Origin of the sequence: Enterococcus larvae, from assembly GCF_017830045.1 — a bacterium.
Taxonomy (GTDB): Bacteria; Bacillota; Bacilli; order Lactobacillales; family Enterococcaceae; genus Enterococcus_L; species Enterococcus_L larvae.
The window spans coordinates 169,096-189,552 of the sequence record NZ_JAEDXU010000003.1 but is presented as its reverse complement, the minus strand read 5'-3'; the positions used below and the strand labels follow the sequence as shown (position 1 = coordinate 189,552).

At 41.1% G+C, this 20,457-nt stretch carries 19 protein-coding genes and 1 pseudogene; 11 read left to right on the top strand and 9 right to left on the bottom strand.

All coding sequences use genetic code 11. The features are described 5' to 3' along the window. Positions 1-4: 4 nt before the first annotated feature. Genes kdpA through I6N96_RS07400 form a run of 5 tightly spaced genes read left to right on the top strand, consistent with a single transcriptional unit; the run spans position 5 to position 7,629 of the window. Positions 5-1,684 carry a potassium-transporting ATPase subunit KdpA gene (kdpA, locus tag I6N96_RS07420; RefSeq protein ID WP_209556930.1) on the top strand — a complete coding sequence of 560 codons (1,680 nt, stop codon included), beginning with the start codon at positions 5-7 and terminating at the stop codon, positions 1,682-1,684. Positions 1,685-1,696: 12 nt separating this feature from the next. Then, complete coding sequence (gene kdpB / locus I6N96_RS07415) at positions 1,697-3,730, top strand: potassium-transporting ATPase subunit KdpB (protein WP_209556929.1); 2,034 nt, start codon at positions 1,697-1,699, stop codon at positions 3,728-3,730. Positions 3,731-3,747: 17 nt separating this feature from the next. Further along, positions 3,748-4,275, top strand: coding sequence for a K(+)-transporting ATPase subunit C (gene kdpC / locus I6N96_RS07410; protein ID WP_209556928.1), 528 nt, complete (start codon positions 3,748-3,750; stop codon positions 4,273-4,275). Positions 4,276-4,286: 11 nt separating this feature from the next. Next, positions 4,287-6,962: a sensor histidine kinase gene (locus I6N96_RS07405; protein WP_209556927.1), complete on the top strand. Its 2,676-nt coding sequence runs from the start codon at positions 4,287-4,289 to the stop codon at positions 6,960-6,962. After that, a complete protein-coding gene (locus I6N96_RS07400; protein ID WP_209556926.1) occupies positions 6,937-7,629 on the top strand; it encodes a response regulator in 693 nt (230 codons plus the stop codon). Before I6N96_RS07405 ends, I6N96_RS07400 begins: the two co-directional genes overlap by 26 nt. Before the next feature lie 73 nt (positions 7,630-7,702). On the opposite strand, the pseudogene I6N96_RS07395 reads toward I6N96_RS07400, so the two are convergent. Beyond that, a pseudogene (locus I6N96_RS07395) lies at positions 7,703-7,903 on the bottom strand (transposase); the annotation flags it as partial. Positions 7,904-8,144: 241 nt separating this feature from the next. Here I6N96_RS07395 and I6N96_RS07390 point away from each other — a divergent pair. Next, positions 8,145-8,762, top strand: a complete 618-nt coding sequence (locus tag I6N96_RS07390) for a CPBP family intramembrane glutamic endopeptidase (protein ID WP_209556925.1) — start codon at positions 8,145-8,147, stop codon at positions 8,760-8,762. Positions 8,763-8,824: 62 nt separating this feature from the next. Here I6N96_RS07390 and I6N96_RS07385 read toward each other — a convergent pair whose 3' ends face one another. The 6 genes from I6N96_RS07385 to I6N96_RS07360 all read right to left on the bottom strand — a co-directional run bounded on the left by I6N96_RS07385 (position 8,825) and on the right by I6N96_RS07360 (position 14,813). Beyond that, entirely contained in the window at positions 8,825-9,154 is a 330-nt protein-coding gene (locus I6N96_RS07385; RefSeq protein ID WP_209556924.1) for an antibiotic biosynthesis monooxygenase, read from the bottom strand. Positions 9,155-9,194: 40 nt separating this feature from the next. After that, positions 9,195-10,610 carry an ABC transporter ATP-binding protein gene (locus I6N96_RS07380; protein ID WP_209556923.1) on the bottom strand — a complete coding sequence of 472 codons (1,416 nt, stop codon included), beginning with the start codon at positions 10,608-10,610 and terminating at the stop codon, positions 9,195-9,197. Continuing rightward, positions 10,607-11,305 carry an energy-coupling factor transporter transmembrane component T gene (locus I6N96_RS07375; protein ID WP_209556922.1) on the bottom strand — a complete coding sequence of 233 codons (699 nt, stop codon included), beginning with the start codon at positions 11,303-11,305 and terminating at the stop codon, positions 10,607-10,609. The genes I6N96_RS07380 and I6N96_RS07375 overlap by 4 nt, the downstream gene beginning before the upstream one ends. Continuing rightward, positions 11,280-11,897, bottom strand: a complete 618-nt coding sequence (locus I6N96_RS07370) for an MptD family putative ECF transporter S component (protein WP_209556921.1) — start codon at positions 11,895-11,897, stop codon at positions 11,280-11,282. The genes I6N96_RS07375 and I6N96_RS07370 overlap by 26 nt, the downstream gene beginning before the upstream one ends. Continuing rightward, positions 11,894-13,060 carry a hypothetical protein gene (locus I6N96_RS07365; RefSeq protein WP_209556920.1) on the bottom strand — a complete coding sequence of 389 codons (1,167 nt, stop codon included), beginning with the start codon at positions 13,058-13,060 and terminating at the stop codon, positions 11,894-11,896. The genes I6N96_RS07370 and I6N96_RS07365 overlap by 4 nt, the downstream gene beginning before the upstream one ends. Positions 13,061-13,463: 403 nt before the next feature. Beyond that, positions 13,464-14,813: an MATE family efflux transporter gene (locus I6N96_RS07360; RefSeq protein WP_209556919.1), complete on the bottom strand. Its 1,350-nt coding sequence runs from the start codon at positions 14,811-14,813 to the stop codon at positions 13,464-13,466. Positions 14,814-14,889: 76 nt separating this feature from the next. Between I6N96_RS07360 and I6N96_RS07355 the strand changes: the two genes are divergently transcribed. Both I6N96_RS07355 and I6N96_RS07350 read left to right on the top strand, forming a co-directional pair. Then, positions 14,890-15,642: a MerR family transcriptional regulator gene (locus I6N96_RS07355; protein WP_209556918.1), complete on the top strand. Its 753-nt coding sequence runs from the start codon at positions 14,890-14,892 to the stop codon at positions 15,640-15,642. A gap of 37 nt (positions 15,643-15,679) precedes the next feature. After that, entirely contained in the window at positions 15,680-16,042 is a 363-nt protein-coding gene (locus tag I6N96_RS07350) for a hypothetical protein (protein WP_209556917.1), read from the top strand. Positions 16,043-16,333: 291 nt separating this feature from the next. Here I6N96_RS07350 and I6N96_RS07345 read toward each other — a convergent pair whose 3' ends face one another. Together I6N96_RS07345 and I6N96_RS07340 are read right to left on the bottom strand one after the other, a co-directional pair. Then, the gene (locus I6N96_RS07345; protein ID WP_209556916.1) at positions 16,334-17,308 is read right to left on the bottom strand and encodes an ABC transporter substrate-binding protein; all 975 of its coding nucleotides are present in this window, start codon (positions 17,306-17,308) and stop codon (positions 16,334-16,336) included. Next, positions 17,309-18,058 carry a polysaccharide deacetylase family protein gene (locus I6N96_RS07340; protein WP_209556915.1) on the bottom strand — a complete coding sequence of 250 codons (750 nt, stop codon included), beginning with the start codon at positions 18,056-18,058 and terminating at the stop codon, positions 17,309-17,311. It lies immediately after the preceding gene. Positions 18,059-18,433: 375 nt separating this feature from the next. Between I6N96_RS07340 and I6N96_RS07335 the strand changes: the two genes are divergently transcribed. The 3 genes from I6N96_RS07335 to I6N96_RS07325 are packed head-to-tail and all read left to right on the top strand — an operon-like array spanning position 18,434 to position 20,421. Continuing rightward, positions 18,434-19,153, top strand: a complete 720-nt coding sequence (locus I6N96_RS07335) for an ABC transporter ATP-binding protein (protein ID WP_209556914.1) — start codon at positions 18,434-18,436, stop codon at positions 19,151-19,153. After that, entirely contained in the window at positions 19,153-19,887 is a 735-nt protein-coding gene (locus I6N96_RS07330) for an ABC transporter permease (RefSeq protein WP_209556913.1), read from the top strand. The genes I6N96_RS07335 and I6N96_RS07330 overlap by 1 nt, the downstream gene beginning before the upstream one ends. 18 nt (positions 19,888-19,905) lie before the next feature. Next, a complete protein-coding gene (locus I6N96_RS07325; protein ID WP_209556912.1) occupies positions 19,906-20,421 on the top strand; it encodes a hypothetical protein in 516 nt (171 codons plus the stop codon). Positions 20,422-20,457 lie beyond the last annotated feature (36 nt).

The following is a 20,457-nucleotide window of genomic DNA, read 5'->3' as shown; positions in this document are numbered from 1 at the left end:
AGCAATGAACAGCACAATGATCAGCGGCGGCGTATTTTTACTGGTACTGCTGCTTTTAGCTATTCCTCTTGGAAAATATATTTCTGAAATCCTACAAGGCAGAATACCAAGGTTTGTTCGGTTTCTAGAGCCTGTAGAAAAATTTGTTTACAAAGTGATTGGTAGACCGGCGACAGGAGAAATGTCAGCAAAAAAATATCTTTTATCGATCCTGTTTCTGTCATTCTTTTCATTGATTGGTCTGTTCATTTTACTTCTTACACAACAATGGCTGCCATTGAATGGCCAAGAAGTATCCGGCATGTCAGTTACGCTGGCATTGAACACAGCAGTCAGCTTTGTGACAAATACGAACTGGCAGGCATACGCAGGAGAAGAGTCATTATCCTTATTCTCACAGATATTTGGTTTGACGGTTCAAAATTTTCTGTCAGCTGCCGTGGGGATGGCTGTTTTATGTGTACTGATCAGAGGATTTGTTCAGAAAAAGAAAAACGGACTTGGGAATTTTTGGCAGGATATAACTAGAAGTATTCTTTATATTCTGCTGCCGCTTTCGTTTTTTATTTCGATTCTATTGGTCTCCCAAGGAGCAGTTCAGACTTTTTCAAGCGGCGTTGCTTATGAAGGCTTGAGTAGTCAGTCGCTATGGCTGCCGTTAGGAACAGTAGCAAGTCAAGTGGCAATCAAACAATTGGGGACCAATGGTGGTGGGTTTTTTGGGGCAAATTCAGCCCATCCTTTTGAAAATCCAACAGTTATCAGTAACTTTATTGAGACAATCAGTATTTTGCTGATTCCTGCGGCACTGATTTTTGCTTTGGGTTTTTGGATCAAAAACTGGAAGCAAGGGCGGACGGTTGCAGTCGTCTCCTTTCTATTTCTGATAATTGGATTTTTGATTATCGCAGTGAATGAGTTTGCAGGTCCCGAATTTCTTCATGTATTAGCTACAGGAAACATGGAAGGTAAAGAGGTCCGCTTTGGTATTGATTGGTCGGCATTATGGGCAGTAAGCACGACGGCGGCATCGAACGGCTCGGTCAATAGTATGCTGGATAGCTTCACACCGCTTGGCGGACTGATACCTCTGTTCTTGATGCAGCTTGGTGAAATCATCTTTGGCGGTGCGGGTAGTGGTCTGTACGGCATGCTGACATTCATTTTACTGACAGTGTTTATTGCGGGACTATTAGTGGGGAGAACGCCAGAATACCTGGGAAAGAAAATTGAACCCTTTGAGATGAAAATGGCCAGTATTGTTGTATTGACACCATTACTTTTAACGTTGTTGGGTGCGGCTGTACTTGTTCTTCATCCAGATATTTTATCGTGGTTGACGAATCAGGGACCTCACGCTTTCTCAGAAGTGTTATATGGGGCAACATCATTGGCAAATAATAATGGGAGCTCTTTTGGCGGATTATTGGCAAATACAGATTTCCTGAATATTTTAGGTAGTGTGTTGATGTTGATTTCTCGATTTTTACCGATGGCAGCAATCATCTATATGGCCGCAAGCCTGAGTCGAAAACAGCAAAGTGCAGTCAGTGAAGGAACACTGTCGACTGTCAATCCGGTTTTTGTAACAATGTTGATCATTGTCATTCTGGTTGTCGGGGCACTAAGCTTTCTTCCAGCTGTTGCGCTTGGACCGATCGCTGATTTTTTTCAAAATAGATAGGCAGGGATAATAATGGGAAAAAATAGTTATGTTTGGGCTCTAGTTGAGTCGATAAAAAAATTAGATCCAAGGATTCAGATAAAAAATCCAGTGATGTTCGTTGTCTATTTAGGTGCAGCAGCTTCCACAGTACTCATTTTTTCGGAGCAGAATGTACCCCGTTGGTTCACGATTTCGGTTGCCTGCTTATTATGGCTGACATTGATTTTTGCCAACTTTGCTGAGGCGATTGCAGAAGGCAGAGGAAAAGCACAGGCAGACAGCTTGAAGCAAGCGAAAAAAGATGTGCTGACCTATAAGATAAAGACGTTGGAGGATATAAAAAATAACCAGTTGATTGAGATTCGCTCCTCTGATTTGAAAAAAGGAGACTTCGTCTATGTCCGTTCCGGAGAACAGATTCCAGCTGATGGTGATGTAGTTGAGGGAGCAGCCTCTGTTGATGAAAGTGCCATCACAGGGGAATCTGCTCCGGTCATTCGTGAATCAGGTGGTGACCGCAGTGCTGTTACGGGGGGAACAACAGTGGTTTCCGATTATCTGGTCATAAAAGTAACCTCTGAAAATGGTCAGTCCTTCTTGGATAAAATGATTGCAATGGTGGAAGGGACACAGCGAAAAAAGACGCCGAATGAAATTGGGCTGCAGATTCTTTTGATCATGCTGACAATCATCTTTTTGGGTGTTGCACTGACGCTGATTCCATTTACTGCTTTTGCCAGTACCCTTGCAGGATCAGGAGAAGCAATCTCAGCGGTCATTGTTATCGCATTGCTTATCTGTCTGGCGCCAACAACGATTGGTGCACTGGTTTCTTCTATTGGGATAGCCGGCATGAGCCGATTGACGAAGGAGAACGTTATTGCGATGAGCGGTCGGGCGATCGAAGCCGCTGGCGATGTAGATATTCTGTTGCTGGATAAGACGGGAACCATCACACTTGGAAACCGACGAGCTAGTGAATTTTTACCTGTTGAGGGTGTGACGGAGAAAGAATTGGCAGATGCTGCTCAGCTTTCATCTTTGGCTGATGAAACGGCAGAAGGCCGCAGTATTGTGATTCTTGCAAAGGAAAAATTCGACATTCGTTCAAGAGAGCTGGCAGATGCGGATGTTACATTTATTGAATTTACAGCTAAAACCAGAATGAGCGGTATTGATTATCAAGGCGATCGAATTCGTAAAGGGGCGGCTGATACAATAAAGAAATACATTTTATCCATTGACGGCAACTATCCGGAGGAATGCGACAAACTAGTGGAGCAGGTTGCAAAAGCCGGCGGGACACCTCTAGTAGTTGTGAAAAATCTGCAAATCATGGGTGTTGTTTATTTGAAGGATATTGTGAAAAATGGTGTGAAGGAACAGTTTTCTGACATGCGAAAAATGGGTATCAAAACGATCATGATCACTGGAGATAATCCGTTGACAGCTGCGGCGATTGCTGCAGAAGCAGGAGTCGATGATTTTCTGGCCGAAGCGACACCGGAAAATAAAATGACGATGATTCGTGAGTTTCAGGAACAGGGGCACTTGGTGGCAATGACCGGAGATGGTACGAATGATGCGCCGGCACTGGCACAGGCAGATGTGGCAGTTGCGATGAATACAGGAACGCAAGCTGCAAAAGAAGCCGGGAATATGATCGATCTGGATTCCAGTCCGACAAAATTATTGAAGGTTGTACAGATCGGTAAACAGCTTCTGATGACTCGAGGCGCATTGACAACCTTCAGTATTGCTAATGACATTGCCAAGTATTTTGCGGTCATCCCAGTGTTGTTCTATGGTATTTATCCAGAGTTATCTGCATTGAATATCATGCAGTTGACTAGCCCGGTGACAGCGATCCTCTCCGCTGTGATTTATAATGCGGTGATCATTGTCGCCTTGATTCCATTGGCATTGAAAGGAGTACCGTACAAGGAAAAGCCGGCCAGTCAGATTTTGAGAGATAATTTACTGGTATATGGACTTGGCGGTATCATAGCGCCCTTCATTGCAATCAAAGGAATCGATATGCTATTGACACTGTTTATTGCTTAAGAAAGGCAGGAAAGAAAATGAAAAGAGAGATTCTAGGAAGCTTACGTTTTTTCCTACTGATGACAGTTATTTGCGGAGGTATCTATACATTGGCTGTGACAGGTGTTGCGCAGCTTTTCTTTCCTCATCAGGCAAATGGAAGCCTGATGGAAGAAAATTCTAAAATAATTGGCTCTACACTGATTGGACAAGAATTTACCACTGATCAATATTTTCATGGTCGCCCGTCAGAGGTCAGTCAGCTTTCCCCATATGATCCAACCTATAAAGAGTTGATTGCTGAGCGGACAGAGGCTATTAGAAGTGAGAATGACTCATTAGAAGAGGTGCCGGCTGAGCTTGTCATGGCTTCAGCAAGTGGTATCGATCCGCATATTTCTTTGGCAGGGGCCAAGTATCAAGTAAAACGGATTGCCGACAGCAGAAATATCGAATTACAGCGGATCAATGATATAATTGAGGCAAACAAAGAAAAGGATCTATTGACTGGTAATGAATATATCAATGTATTGGTATTGAATACCGCACTTGATCGCCTGGAATAGGAGGAAAGTTGATGGAGGATGAAAGGCTGGACCCGGAACAGCTGCTTTCAGCTTTTGAAAAAGAAAATTCTGAGATCGGCAAACTCAGGATTTTCTTTGGCTATGCTGCCGGGGTTGGGAAAACCTATAGGATGCTTCAGGAAGCACGTGAACAGCTGGAAGCAGGTAAGGATGTAAAAATCGGATATCTGGAACCTCATGATCGTCCGGAAACAATCAAGCTTTCAGAAGGAATCCCAGTAATACCTACAGTAAAATCGATTTATAAGGGACTGGCTCTTGAAGAGCTGGCTGTTGATGCGATTCTTACTGAGCATCCGGATATTGTACTGGTTGATGAGCTGGCTCACACAAACAGTCCTGATTCAAGGAATCGAAAAAGATATCAGGATGTAGAGGAGCTGCTGAATGCAGGTATCGATGTATATACCACAATGAATGTTCAGCATCTTGAAAGCCTGAATGATATTGTAGAAGAGATAACAGGCATCATCGTAAAGGAGACTGTGCCTGATACGCTGTTGAAAAATGCTTCTTGGAAAGCTATCGATATTGAACCGGCAGAGCTGGTTCAACGACTGGAAGAAGGGAAAATCTATTCAGATAAGAACAGTCGAAGAGCACTGCAGAATTTCTTTACAGATGAAAAGCTGAGCTTTTTACGAGGATTGGCCATTCAGCGTACTTCGGATCATATCAATCAATGGTCCTATTCTAAGAATAGAAAAGTGAAGATCCAGACAAAATTACTGACAATCATTGATGAAGAATACCCGAAAATGAGTGAACGTTGTATTCGCTGGACCTCTCGATTGGCTCAAGGACTAAATGCCGAATGGATCGTTCTGAAACTGAACTCAGATTCAGAAGACAATGATACAAGTAGTGATGATATCCTTGAATTGGCAGAAAAGCTCGGGGCAGAGACAGTCTCGCTGGAAAGTGAAAACTTTATCGATACAGTGGTGGAATATGTAAAGCTCTTAAGCATAACGGATATTGTTATGGGGAAAAACCTGCAAAAAAATTGGCTGAGTAAACTGCTTGTTGAGGACACGGAGGATGTATTGCTCAAAAAACTGCCTTTTGTCGAGATCCATCTTATTCCTTACAAAGAGAAACGAAAAGAGCCGCCATTCAAAAGCATTCAAGAGTATTTCCAAAGCCGCACCAAGGATTTTATTTTCTCTATCAGCGCAGTCGTCGCAGCAACGATCATTACAGAATTTATGCAATATCTGCATTTTGGCGACCAGAATTTAATGCTGATCTATATTCTCTTTGTCGTTATTGTCGCACGGTCAACGACCGGTTATCTATGGAGTTCATTAACTGCAGTGTTCTCTGTTTTGTCCTTCAACTGGTTTTTTGTGGAACCGTTGTATTCACTGACTGTCTACAAGCAGGGGTATCCATTGACGTTGGTCATTATGTTGATTGTGTCTCTTTTGATTAGTAATCTTGTTGTACAAATCAGAAGAAAAGCCCGTGTATCGATGGAAAAGGAACAGCAATTTGAGATTCTCTATGAATTGAATAAGCGCTATGTTTCAGCAGTAAAGGTAGATGATCTTTACCAGTCTACAGCTAGTTATCTGTCTGCTTTACTGAATAGAGAAGTACTCGTTTACGATTCGACGGGAAAGCTGAACAGCTTCAGCTCGCCTGAAAAGAGTAAGAAGCTGTTGGGAACCAAGGAAGAGAATGGCGTAGCCTACTGGTCGGGACGTAATCAGAAAGAGGCAGGCTTTGGGACTGATACACTGGCGGGAGCGAAAGGCTTTTATTTACCGGTTGTGTTTGAAAAAAGAACGAAGGCTGTTTTAGGGCTGGAAAGAAGTACACAAAAGACGGTGGACAACAATCAATTGAACTACTTGCGCTTAATAGCGGCACAACTGGCAACAGCGGTTGAGCAAATGGAGCTGAAAGAAGAACGGCAGAGAATTCTGGTTGATACGGAGAAAGAACGTGTGAGAGGAAATCTGCTGCGGGCTGTCTCTCATGACATCCGAACACCGTTGACAGGGATCTCCGGTTTGATTGAGACCATCATCAATGATGAGGTTTCCGGTACGATGGATACAGAGGTTCGTGTGAAGCTGCTGAAGGATATTCAAGACGAGTCGAAATGGCTGATTCAAATGGTTGAAAATCTACTTTCGATCACTAGGATCAGCTCAGATACAACAGCCATCAATAAAACAGAAGAACCAATCGAGGAAATCATTTCTTCGACAATCCACAGAGTGCGGAAGGTCTATCCGAATGTTCGCCTGAAAGCTGAATTGCCGGATGAGCTCATTTTTCTTTCTGTTGATCCAATCTTGATCGAACAGGCCTTGTTCAACTTGATCGATAATGCGGTTCGCCATGGGAAGGCAGAAGAACCGATTTTTATTGCTGTGGAAGATCAGGACAAGCAAGTTGTTTTCTCAGTAGAAGATCGTGGTATCGGGATGAGTGAAGAACAGTTTGACCGCATCCTATCCAATTTGACGACGGATAAAGAAAAGCCGATTGATTCTAAAAATGGTTTAGGTATCGGACTGACGATCGTAAAGACAATCATTAAAGCACATCAAGGGACATTCAGTGTTGAAAACAATAAACAAGCGACGAAGTTTATTTTTACCATACCAAAGCAGAGGGGGAGCCGCCATGGGATCGAATATTCTGGTGATTGAAGATGATGGGATCATCGCAGAGTTTATACAAGTTGTTTTGGAAAGAGAGCATCATACTGTCTATCAAGCTGATTCTGCAATGACGGGTATCACTCTCTTTCAGTCACAGGAAATTGATTTGATTTTACTGGATTTAGGGCTTCCTGATATGGATGGGATGGAACTGCTGAAAATTTTGCGGAAGCAATATGAGACACCGATCATTGTTATTTCCGCTAGGGATAATGAGACGGGAAAAGTCGAAGCATTAGATATTGGTGCAGATGATTATGTGACGAAGCCTTTTGGTACTCAGGAACTGTTAGCGAGAATTCGGACAGCCATGAGGCATTCCCGAAATACAGCGAGGAATAGTCAAACATTTACCAATAAAGAGCTGATGATCGACTATGAAAAGCACCTTGTTCAAAAGAGCGATCAAGAAATCCATCTAACTAAAAATGAGTTCCTATTGTTAAAGGCACTAAGTGAGAACGTGGGGAAAGTAGTGACTTATAAACAGTTGATGACTGCTCTGTACGGACCTTTTGCAGTAGGAGATACACAGGTTCTTCGTGTAAACATGTCCAACATCCGGAAAAAAATCGAAACAGATCCAGTAGAGCCGCAGTATATACTGACGGAAATCGGGGTCGGTTATCGAATGAAGGATTTGAGAGAGGCGTAATAGAATCCCCCAATATGTTCACAGGCTGCTGATGACGAATTGCTTAGCAAAAGAATTATTTGATACTATCTGGAGTATAGGCATATAAAATAATTTTCAACATCATTTTGGGATGGTAGGCTGGCCGACCTAGTTGTTGTTCCAATTGAATAAAGAGCGTCTGCGGAATGGACTCAACCAGAGCGTTGACGGCAAAAGCGACATCCGTCTCCGAAATAAATTGTTCCATATCTAATGGTAAAGTCGTTTGGTTGATGGTATAATTTTTAAACATAAAGCACTCGCTTCCTTTCTGATTTGGTTTAGTCACTTTAATCTTATAGGTCTGAGTGCTTTTTGTGTACCCTTAAATCAAAAAAAGTGGGACAATGATCAGATTTTCATCTGACTAATGTCCCACTCTCTTTTTTATTATTAAGCCATATGATTTTTAAATAATTCTCCAATTAGCTATACTCTTGTTGAATAGATTGTTTATAAAGAATAAAAAAACAAAATCAAGGGTGGGAAACGTTATGACAGAAGAAAAAAAACAAACAGGCTTGTTGTTGTTTGGTGTCACGATTTTAATCGGGATCGGTTATCAATATATTCCAGCCCTGCTACCTTTTGGATCGGTGATCGGGACTATTTGGAATGCATTGTTGTGCGGTCTTATCGGCTACTATCTATTAAAGGATCGATTCACTGAGCAGTTCAAGCATTTCAGCTGGAAAACTCTTGCATGGGGCTTACCACTGACTTTGTTTGTAGGTATCCTGTGCGGTGTTTTGTATCAACAATTTTTTGGTGAAGCAACAAAGAATTCTGTTGCCGATGTAATCAGCTTGCAAATGATTTTTCTACAAGTACCGTTTATGTTGATGGGGGAAGAACTGCTGAGTACCAATTTGATATTGGGGTTGGAAAAAGCGGGAATGTCTTTTCATTGGGCAAGTCTGATTTGCAGTGTGCTGTTCGCTTTATGGCATATTCCGGCATATGGGTTTCATATCGCCCAGCTGTTGATCACGCTATTGCCTCTTCGTCTAGTGTTGAACTATATTTGGAAGAAATCAGAAAGTATCTGGGTCAGCTGGATTTGCCATTTCCTATATGATTGTCTAGGGTTTGTTCAATTTTTTATGAAATAGAATGTTAAGAGAAAGCACCTGCAGATTCAGCGCTTAGGCCGGATTTTGCAAGTGCTTTTCGATTATGCTAAATGATACTTTGCGATAACATTTCCTAAAACAGGTGAGGCTTCTTTTGACGGTGCAGGTCGTTCTGCTTTTTTTCCTTTGTGGAGATCTTTGAATGAGTTGCCGGCAGTCCAGTTTTCCTGATCCTCCTGTGACTCCCAGCGGCTGAGAACGACTAACTCTGTTATTTCAGGGCTATCAGGAAGCTCCCGGTGCATGACTTCGAAATTTAGGAATCCCTTGACTCCTGTCATGCGGTCATTCGTATGAGTAGAGCGAAACCGTTGAATCATTTTATCTGCATGAGCAGTTGTTACCTGAATAGTGTTTGTTACGATAAACATAGAAATACCTCCAATTATAGTTATTAAAACAGCACGGTCATTAAATAGGATAATCGGCTGTGATTTCTCCATCTTCTATAGCCAGTACTCGGTGACAGGTCTTGCTTAAGAATTCCTTGTCGTGAGTAATAATTAAAATCAATACATGCTGCTTATGAAGAACACGGATCGTTTTGCTGACCTCTTCCATATGTTTTAGATCAAGACCGCTTGTCGGTTCGTCAAAGAAAATGATTTTTTTCCCAGACAATAAAGCGGTAGCGATCGCGACGCGCTGCTTTTCCCCACCGGATAAGGTTTGAGGATGTCGGCGAAGCAGGTATTTTAGATTCAAGAGTTCAACGGCGGTGCTGAAATAACTCAAATCTACAGCTTTAGCGGTGATTTCTTTTTCAACTGATTCAAAGAACAGCTGAAGATTGACATCTTGCATGACCATAAAACTTTCCTTGATCAGCTGTCGAGGAGTCATTTTCTGACCATTGAACCAAATTGTCCCTTTTTTGGGTTTGGTGATGCCGGACAACAGCTTGAATAAGGTAGATTTTCCAGCACCATTAGTCCCTGTGATACCAATGATTTGCCCACTGTCTAGGGTTAGATTGGGAATCTTGATACCAGATTTTTTTCTAGGGTAATGGAAGCTGACATCTTTACATTGTAAGAGCTGATTTGCTTCATTAATTGAAAGAGGTTGAATAGTGCGTGGCTGAATCGCTGTTGGCAGTAGTGGCCGAAGGCCCAATGCTGCCAAGCTCTCCGGCGGCTGTTTAATCATCACTTCTTTTGTATGATTGCCAATGATGTTCCCGTTCTCCATGACCAGATAGCGATCAGCCAGTTCGGTTAGATAATGCAAGCGATGCTCGGCAATGATGATCGTGAAGCCTTGCTGTTTCAACTGTTGAATATAACTTTTTAATTGATCAATCGTTTTTTCATCCAGATTGCTGGAAGGCTCATCTAATAGAAACAGCTTATGCTCCAACATACAGGCGGAAGCAAAGGCAACTAATTGTTTCTGACCACCAGAAAGATTGAACATGCTATGTCCCAATAATTTTTCTAACCCTAACAATTTAGTGATTTCCTGTATTCTCTCAATAATGCATTCTCTGGAAACGCCATAGTTTTCTAAAGAGAATGCCAGCTCAGAATAAACATCGGTCGTAAAAAACTGTGTTTTAGGATTCTGAAAAACGACACCGATTTCTTTTACATACGCATTGAAATCTATACCAAGAAAATCATTTTCTAGAATTGTCCCTTCTCCATCAAGCTTTCCTTCATACAGCTCAGGAATCAATCCATTCAAAATCTTTAACAGTGTAGATTTTCCACTACCGCTGGCACCGCATAAAACAACAACTTCACCGGAGGCAATAGACAGATTGACATCCTCTAACAATGCTTTCTGTCCTGGGTAGGAGAATGACAGATTCTGTAAATCAATCATAGCAGCCAGCTCCTTCCTATAGCTAAAAAGAGTAAGGCCGTCATAAGCACATAGTCTTGGAGCCTCAAGCGAAGTGCGTAAACACTTGTGTGTGTACCTGAATTAGATAGTCCTCTGACCAAGGCAGCAGAAGACAGGTCAAGAGATGTATTCTCTGCTGACATCAAAACAGGGATGATGATGTACTCCATTGTCTGAAACGGATGGAAAAACAGTGAAGCTGTTGATACAGCGATCCCTCGAAATTTCATGGCGTTTCGAATGCTTTTGAAATCCTGGATAAGGGTTGGAAAGAATCGAAACAGTACAGTCAATGGAATAAGGATATAAAAAGGAATGCGCCATTTTTGGAGGGCGGCGATCCATTCGCTGATTTTCGTTTTATCCGTGGCAAATGCAGCGGCCATGATTGTTGGCAGCATTCTGCGATTTCCAACAAACAGAAAAGAAAAAAAGGGAATGATCGGGTGGTCTGAGTAAAGAAATAATAGCTGATCACCAAGCACCAAAAACCAGAATACTAAATAGAAAATCAGTCCTTTTTTCCAGCTGCCTGAAACAATAAATAAAAGGCAGAGTAGGCTGACAAACAGGATTTCCATATGAAAAGGGAAAGAAAACATCAACGAGAAGCTGGCAAATAAAATCGTACATAGCTTGCTTCTTGGATCAAAACTCACTTGCGGTAGAATCATAGCTGCGATCCTCGACTTTACTAAAATGTTTGTTGTAGAGCGTTCGACCAAGCATCATACCTGCGATCCCGCCGATAATGACAGAAAAAATGCATAGGTAAAAACTGAAGGTAGTGACTGGTGCAAAAACACTTTCAATATAAGCAGCATCTTTCCCTCTGGCAACCAATGAATCTACATAGGCATTTTTCATGAACCATAAAGGCAGAACCGGACCAGTCAGTCCATAGCTGAACACAATGTAGCTGAGATAGGTACGGAGTTTTTTATTGATGGCTGTTTTGTACTGAATCAAATCAGCCAGTACAGCGCAAATGATATTAGGCACAAAAGAGAGTGGGAAGTGACCGGAGACTAAAAAGAATAACCCCATCACACTACCCATGATCGTGATTGCTCCAAAACGAGGAACGCGGTTCAGCATCAGCAGATATACGATCCCGGCAAATAACGCAGTAACACCAGGAATCAGAATAGAATTGAATGCGGGAATCGTAAAGCGAAGTCCCATCATACACAGAAATACAATTAGAAAATAAATCGTTGTATAGATCCCCACAGAAATAACATCTTGGATTTTTAGTTTTTTCATTTGTTGTTCTCCTCCATTAATGCAAATAAAAGTAATAATTGCCCATAGTCTTTACTGTTGATTTTCAATTGATAACGACCAATGTGTTCAAATTGACGACAAGGAATCAAGAGCGTTTCCTCACTAATTTGATAGTCCAGAAGCTCTGTATTCCAGATACTTTTCTTTGGATCAAGGATTTCAAGCGATGCTTCTTGTTTTTCCAGCTCCTTTAAAATATCTTCTGTAACCGTTAGCGTGAGTGTTTCTTCTGACTGATAGCTTGGCTGGGAAAGCTGTGGTGGTTTAGAGAGCTTTTTCTTCAACGTTGTCTTAAAGTGAACATCTTCAAAGCCTTCAGCCAGTATTTCAATCATGATCTCTTCACCCGCCTGCCAATCGTTGAATGCAGTGTATCGCTTTGATGGAAAATCCAGTACACCAAATTCTAAATGATTTTCAGGTTGATGATATAGGTAGTCCGGCCAAAGAAGCGGGATTGTTTGGTCGTTTTTAGTGATGGTAAAGCTGTAGATGTGTTTTCCATAGGTTTCGTGAAAAGCATCATATGTCGTTATTTCATATTCAGGAAGAAATTCGGTCATCGCAGCATAGCTGTAATGAGCAAAGGAGTACAATTCATTGATATAATGCAGTTTCTTCTGAATGGCCTGAACATTTTTTTTATGCTCAGGAGCTAACAGCTCACGGGAACCGTAACGACCACTTATAAATAGTCTCTTTCTTTTGTAGCTGTCTAAATCGGGAAGTCCGTCCGCAAACACGGGTGTAAGCTGTTGGATGTCCTTCAATCGTTGTTGTAAGTCATTGAATTTTGCTGGAAGAAGCTTGCCGATAAGGTAATCCTTCGCATCGATATAGATTGGAACATGTTTCCATTGGTAGCCGTTTTCAAGTGTAAATAGTAACTGCTCCTGATTTGTATGGGGAAAGCGATGCAGAATTTGTTGAAATCCTTCACTTAGCTGGTAATCCTCATCTGTCAGCTCCGGACAGTCAGCCTGATAAAAAAGAGCAGCGGACATTGTTGTTGTTCCAATGAAGTAACGTGGAAGCGTTGTGTCCTCTACATAGAGAGAAGGGTATAGCTGTATAGGACATAGTTCGGTTTTATGTGAATCATAATGGATCGAGAAATGTTCAATCGTTAGTGTATGTTCCATAAATGACCTCCTTTAGTTTTAGCAATTATATCACATCTAATTGAGAATGATAATCATTCTCTTTATTTTTCTAACTAAATTATTGTCACTTTTTGAAAAAATCAATGGTTGTCAGTGTTAGTGTGCAAAGAAAAAAGAAGAGCGTAAGACAATAATCAAATTAGAAATTGTCCCACACTCTAAACACGAATAAACGGCAAGCCAAGAGCTGCTCCTTCGGAATTAAGCCGAAATTGCTTTAACACACAGCAACTACTGCAGTAGTTCTGATGTGGCAAAGCACCTACTTGGATACTGAAAATATGAAAAGCCATTTTCTTATATTTCTTCTTAATTAGCGGAGCACCCCACTTTTGGCCCAGCCTCTTTTTAAACTGAATAAGTGGTATTTTGAAAAGAGCAGTCAAATAGAAGGGGGCTCCTTGATAGACAGTGATATTGTTCGTTTGATTTGAAGGACAAAATAAGCGGATAATCCAAAAGCAAGTAGTCGTCCCAGACCTTCTCCAATCCAAAAAGCGTCAGAAGAAGCAAGAGTCAATAATAAATAAGTAGAGCCGACTTTGACCAGTAAGTCGCCAATATTGCAGAGTAAGTACTCCTTCATTCTCAATGCACTTCTTAAAATACTTTCATTCATAAATTTGAAGACTGTCATGAAGAGAGTGCCGATTGAAAAAATCAGATAGCTTCTAAAAAACAGGTAGCCTTCAGGATGCTGCTGACTATTAAAGAAAAAATTGCAAAGCTGTTCTGAAAAAACAAGAAAAACAAGGCTGACGAAAGCGGCATACAGTAGTGATGCTTGAGTAAGAAAGCGATAGGTCTGTTTCAGATCGGTATATTTTTTTCCCGCAAACATTTGTGCAGAAAAAATGGAAAGTGTCTGTGAAAAGCCTGAAATCACAATCCGCGAAACAGCTAAAACCTTAGTAACAGCGATAAAACCGATAATCACATCATTGCCAAAACGGTTGGCAAAAGCTTGTAAAAAGACCGATGAAAGAGTGATCACGAATTGTTGGAAAATCGAAGGAACAGCGATCCGGCTGATTTCCTTCAGTTGTATGCTGTCGAATGAAACAGACAGCTGAAAATAAGGATTGCTTTTGCTCTTGTGATAGAGAATCATCAGGCTGATGCACATTGTTATTCCTTGTGAAAGAATCGTTCCTAACGCAGCACCGGCGATTCCCATATGAAAAACAAGAATAAACAGCAAGTTGAGTACTACATTAAGCAAAGAAGAGGTTAAAACCAGATAGAAGCTCTTTTTTGCATCCCCTAGACTGGTGATCATTGCTCTGGAAATATCATAGATGTAAATAAACGGAACACCTAATAGATAAATATGGCAATAAATTTTTGTCAGCTGAAGCAGCTGTTCCGGAACATTCATCATCTTAAACAACAAGGGTAGAAGGAAAAAACCTGCTGCTGCCAGAAGTACACCTAGAAGAGCTCCGAATACCAGAATATTGGTCGTTCCCTTCGCTAATCGGTATTGATCGTTCTTCCCAATATAGCGGGAGAAAATAATTTCTACAGCGAGTTCGATTCCCCCGGAGATAACGATGAAGAGCAGCAGCACCGTACCGGCATTCCCAACTGCCGCCAGCTCCGCTACACCAATGAACTGACCGACAATGATCATATCAGCAACATTGTATAATTGTTGGGTCAGCAAGCTGCCGATCATCGGTAGTGAAAAAAGAAATAATTTTTTATTTAGTGCGTGTGTATTACGTAACATCCTATCGCCCGCCTTTCTGATTCCTGATATACTAGTTATAAAGTATGCCCTAAGGGAATAGTCAAGAGGTGAAAAAATGAAGGAAGAATACACGACAGGAGAATTTGCGACGCTTTGTAAATTATCAAAGAAAGCCTTGTTTCATTATGACAAAATCGATTTAGTGAAGCCGATACGTGTAGATGAGAAGGGCTATCGTTTTTACAGGCTGTATCAGTGTGATCAAATCAGTACAATCAAGCTTTTTCAGGAGCTGGGCTTGTCCTTAAAGGAAATCAAGGAGATTTTTCACTCACAGGATTTTTCACTGAAATCAACTGTACTTCATACGCAAAAGGAGATTTTGGCACAAAAAATCGAAGAGCTTGCGGCAATGAAAGAGATGCTGGAATTCTTGACGATCCGCTTTGACCATTTTCAAACGATTGGTACAGAACACTTGTATCGAGAAGCTGTTTCCGAGGATGAATATTATCATGTGAGCGACAAAAGCGGGGAACCTGTTTCAGTGAATTATTTGAATTATGGGTATCAATATGGTGTATTGTTCAAACGTGAGGAGCTGCCGGATGAAAATGAGGTGCCGAAGCACTCACATATTTTTCAACGAACGACGAAAGAGGAAAGCAATTTTCGTAAGCCTAAAGGCACATACCTCAGTATGCTGTATTTGCTTAGTAATGAAGAAATCATGACCTGTATTCCTTCATTTCTTCAGGAAATCGATCTAGCTGAAACAGAGGGACCGTTGTACCATGAAGACTATTGCAGCGAAATTGCCGGTTATCCGGATAAATTTGTAATCAAGCTGTCGATCAAGCTGAGGTAATTTATACTGGAGGAAGTATAGCGATAGGAGGAGAAAGATGCAGTGGATCATATTGATTGGCAATGAGAGCCTGACCATTGATACGCTAAAAAGAATAACCTATAGTGGATGCCGACAAGTAACTCAATTAGAGAACAGTCGACTGGTTGTTGATTACGGATCAGATCATATTTTTTACGATTTCATGGATAAGTTGATTGATGATTATACAGAGGAGGAACTGAGGCTTATTCCCTTTAAAAATCCTAACTTTATCATGATGACCTTTATAGCTAAAGAGCGTTTGATTCAAGTATTACGACTGGGAAACTTTCCAGCTGATTTATATATTGATGATGACCAGGGGCATATAATGGAGCTGCGGAAGTATGTGGAATCGGTAGAAAAAGGTGGAATTTGATTAGGCAAATAGTAAGTTGTTCAAAATACAAAAGGGAATGGGACAACGGTCAGTTCCGACTCGTATCTCTACTCTAAAACCAAATAAACAAGACTCTAAAAGCAATTTATGATCTAAATGATGAAGTGCTAAGAGGTACAGTGCTTCACTGAGAAAGCTGAGCAGATACAGCCGCAGTATCTACTTGGTGAAGTTCTTGAAAAAAAGCCCAGCAAGCCCAAAAATATAACGAACTATTTTCGGCTTGTTGGGCTTTTTTCTCTAAGCTAGGTATTGCTGCCGCAGCTTCTATTAGTTATTCAAATAACTAAAGTCTGTCAGCTCGTCATAGGTGTATTCCTTGTCGATCTGACCTTTTTCTTTTGTCCATGAAATGATTTTTTCAAACTGATCTTTTGGTACTTCCTGTGCATAAGGGTATTTATCTGTTTGCTTATCCAAATATTGACTCATAGCATCAGGGAATTGATACTTAGATAGGATATCGGCATATTCTTCCGCCTTATGTTCATTCATATAATCGATGGCCTGATTGTAAGCAGTGTAAAAGGCAGTGACATCTTGAGGTCTTTCGCTTAGAACTGTATCCGTAAATTGAATTGTTCCACCTTTGATTCCTTGAGCTTTTGAGCTTCCAAGCACGATGGCACCCTCTTGTGCAAGCATACTTGCTTGAGGTTCGGTATAAACCGCGCCGTCTACCTGATCGTTCAGCAATGCTTCAGAGCGGGCAGAAAAAGAAGGGATATCGACGATTTCATAGGTGAAATCATTTTCCTTTGCGAATTCATCCATAATATATTCCAAAATGAAATTAGGAACTAAGGTCACTTTTTTTCCGCTAAGTCCTTTCATATCTGTGATTCCTGAATTTGGAGAAGCCAGCACTTTAAAATCTTCTAATATATCAGAAGTGATCGTTAGATCGATCCCGTTCTTTTTAAAGGTCGCTTCGGTCATCACATCACTGATGGTTCCATCTAATTCCTTTGCTTGAATAGCAACGTTTCGGTCATTCGGCGAAGTGAATGATTTGATTTCTACAGTCAATCCTTGCTTTTCAAAAAATCCTTCTTCTTTTGCCAGAATGATCGGAATTGCTGATTCGGCTGGAAGTACGCCGACATTCAGGGTTTGATCTGTTACAGCAGCTTCTGTACTTGCAGCAGTTGAACTACTTTCTGATGTAGATTTATCATTCCCGCAAGCGCTTAAAACAGCAACGCTCAATAAAATAAGTGCTCCGGCAGTTACTAACTTTTTCATCTATTTTTCCTCTGTTTCCATCATTTTTTTGAATGCTTCGATTGGTAAGGTATATGGGATCACATCACGATACAGCTCTAATGGTGCCGTTTCTTTTCTGTTGATTCCCGGTTTCGTGGTAAATGCCAAGTTGAAATTCAGTTCCTCCAACACAGCAACTGTCTGTTGATCGTATAGACCGAACGGGTAAGCAAAAACATCTGTAAGAGCGACATGATCGTTACACAAAATAAGATCTTCTTTAAAACGCTCAGGTGTTTCCCACATAGGTCTGGATTGCGTTGTTCCTCTTCGTTCATGGAAGTGGGTCGTATGATTGGCATATTCAAATACATTCTTCATTTCTGCCAATTCTTGCTGACTGAGGACTCTGGAAACCTCCGGCTGATAGCTTGACGGCTTCTCGAATAACCAGCCTGCTGCGACAAAGACAGTTGCATGGAATCCAGCAGCTTTCAACACAGGATACGCATACTCCTTCAATGACTGATAGCAATCATCAAAAGTCAGTAAAACAGATTTTTCCGGTAATGGCTGCCCCTGCTCATAAAATGCACGAACCTCAGAAATACTTAAAGAATGGAATCCCTCTTGCTTTAGATAGTTTATTTGTTCCTGAAAAAGAGGTAAACTATCAAAAAGAGGTAACGGCAATGCATCTTCATAGCCGTCAGCGACAACGATTGGACGTTGCTGTCCATTCAGTTCTTCCACAGGACGAATCTCGTGGAATACAAGAGATCTAAACACTACTTTCACCTTACTTTCTTCAAATAATACAGCTATTAGTATATCATAAGTAGGAACACGAGGATATGCGACGAGGATCGCAGTAAGGACCTTCTATTCCTAAGGGTTATACTATTTAGAGATTGATGAGATCGGAATGAAATGAAGTGAGAAGTGTAGAAAAGCGCACCGCTTTAACCGCTTTTCATCGGGTATCGCAGAAGTCCAAGCATGAATGTTGAGAACCATAGATACAGCAGTAAGATGCTAAGGCAATCAATAACCAGATGAGTAAAATGAAGGTAACTACAGAAAATGTTGAATCAAAATGAAATATATAGAAACGACAAAGGCTTAAGCGAATCAATTGCTTAATCGAATAAAAGGAGAATAATCATGGGAATCAGTCTGGAAGATGTATCCTTCAGTTACGGAATGGAAAAAATCATTGAACATATAAACTTTACGTTTGAAAAGGGGAAAACATACGTGTTGTTGGGGTGTTCTGGTGTCGGGAAAAGCACGTTACTGTCTCTGTTAAAGGGTTTTAATCAACCAGAGGCTGGCCGTATCATCTATGAAGAGACAGCACAAGAGCAGGTAGAAGTTGTTTTTCAGGATCAACAGCTGTTTCCGTGGCAGACAGTTTTTCAGACGGTGGAGATGCCGTTGAGAATAAAAAAAATGCCAAAGAATGAACGCAAGACAAAGGTAGAAAATCTCTTGAAGGAGTTAGACTTGATAAACTCTTCCGCTAAATTTTCTGGTAAGCTGAGTGGTGGGCAAAAGCAGCGGACTGCAATGGCGAGAGGGTTAGTTACTGAACCAGATTTCCTCCTATTGGATGAACCGACTTCTTCTCTTGATCCACAGACGAAGGAACGGGCACAGGCATTGATCTTATCAGAGCAAAAGAGAAGAAAAAATACAGTGATCACCGTCACTCATGATGTTGAAGAATCCGCATTTTTAGGTGAAATTATTTTGATTATGACAGCAGCTGGTTTTTCTGTGCTTAAAAATCCGACAGTTCATTTGCCGGAGCGTCGAGAGTCTGTTGCGTTTTATGAATTTTGCATCGAGCTTAGAAGTCTTTTGAAAGAGGAGAATAGGTGATGAAGAGAAACAGAGTTGTATCATTGCTCGTGGGTCTGCTGTCACTGTTTCTTTTGTGGCAGCTATTGACGCTGGTGACGAATAATCGAGCTGTTCCCGATCCAATCAGTACCTTGCACCGGAGTTGGGAAATGAAAGAACTGTTGCTTCTGCATACTGGAGCCAGTACGTTGCGGATAGCAGCTTCATTAGTTCTTTCTTTACTCATTGGTGTTCCTCTAGGGATTATTTTCAGTCGTCATTCGTTCGCAGATAAACTTTTGGGGCCGTTGCTCTATTTCTTATATCCGCTACCTAAAGTGGCTTTTTTACCGGTCTTTATGATATTTTTCGGTTTGGGGAATGTTTCCAAAATTTTGCTGATTTTCTCAATTATTTCAATTCAGGTCATTGTATCGATTCGAGATAGTGTGAATAAAATACCGGAAGGCTATTATCGGGTAATGAAAAATTATGGCAGTAGTAAATTGCAGGAGCTGCAATTTTTGACGTTTCCGGCATTGCTCCCCGGCTTGCTGGCAAGTCTGCGAATCAGCACAGGGATCTCATTGGCCTCTCTTTTCTTTGCGGAAAATTATAATACCACTTACGGACTGGGCTATCTGATTTTGAGTGCGTGGTCAAAAATGGATTATGAAGAAATGTTTGCCGGTATTTTAATGATCGGTCTTTTAGGTTATCTGCTGTTTAGCGGTGTTGATTTTCTTGAAAAAAGATTTTGTCGATACCAGTAAAAAGGAAGAGGAATATGCATGAATCGAATTGAATTATCAAAGGGAGAAAATTCCTCGCGTGAGGTCGCTATGTCAAATGGACTGACAGCAGTGGTGATCACTACTTTTGGGCTAAGCGCTGTTTCTGTTGCAAAGACAGATACACAAAAGTCTTTGGCAGTATTTATACTGGAAAAGGATCAAAGTTATGTCGGACTTGGTGCAGTTGGGTTTTCTCTATCTGAGATGCCATGGAAATTAGAAACTTTTATTCAGGATAAGGAATTCTTCCTACAGGCTTTGGTGGGAATCAAGCAGGAAATTGGCTGGCAAACATTGAATTATGAGCCATCAAAAGATCTGCTCTTTCCGATAATCGATCAATTAACTGGTCTGGTCGGTGAACTGACAAAAGATAAAATTGATGAAGAAGCAGCGGCAGAATGGTTAGCTGCTGCTGAAGAGGATGACCCTGTAGTCGATGGTTTTCCAATGTGTGAAAAACATCGATTGCTCCTAAGTTTATTTGGCTGTCATGCATGCAATGATGAATAACGTATGGAATGTTGTATTGTTCAATGGATAAGCAAA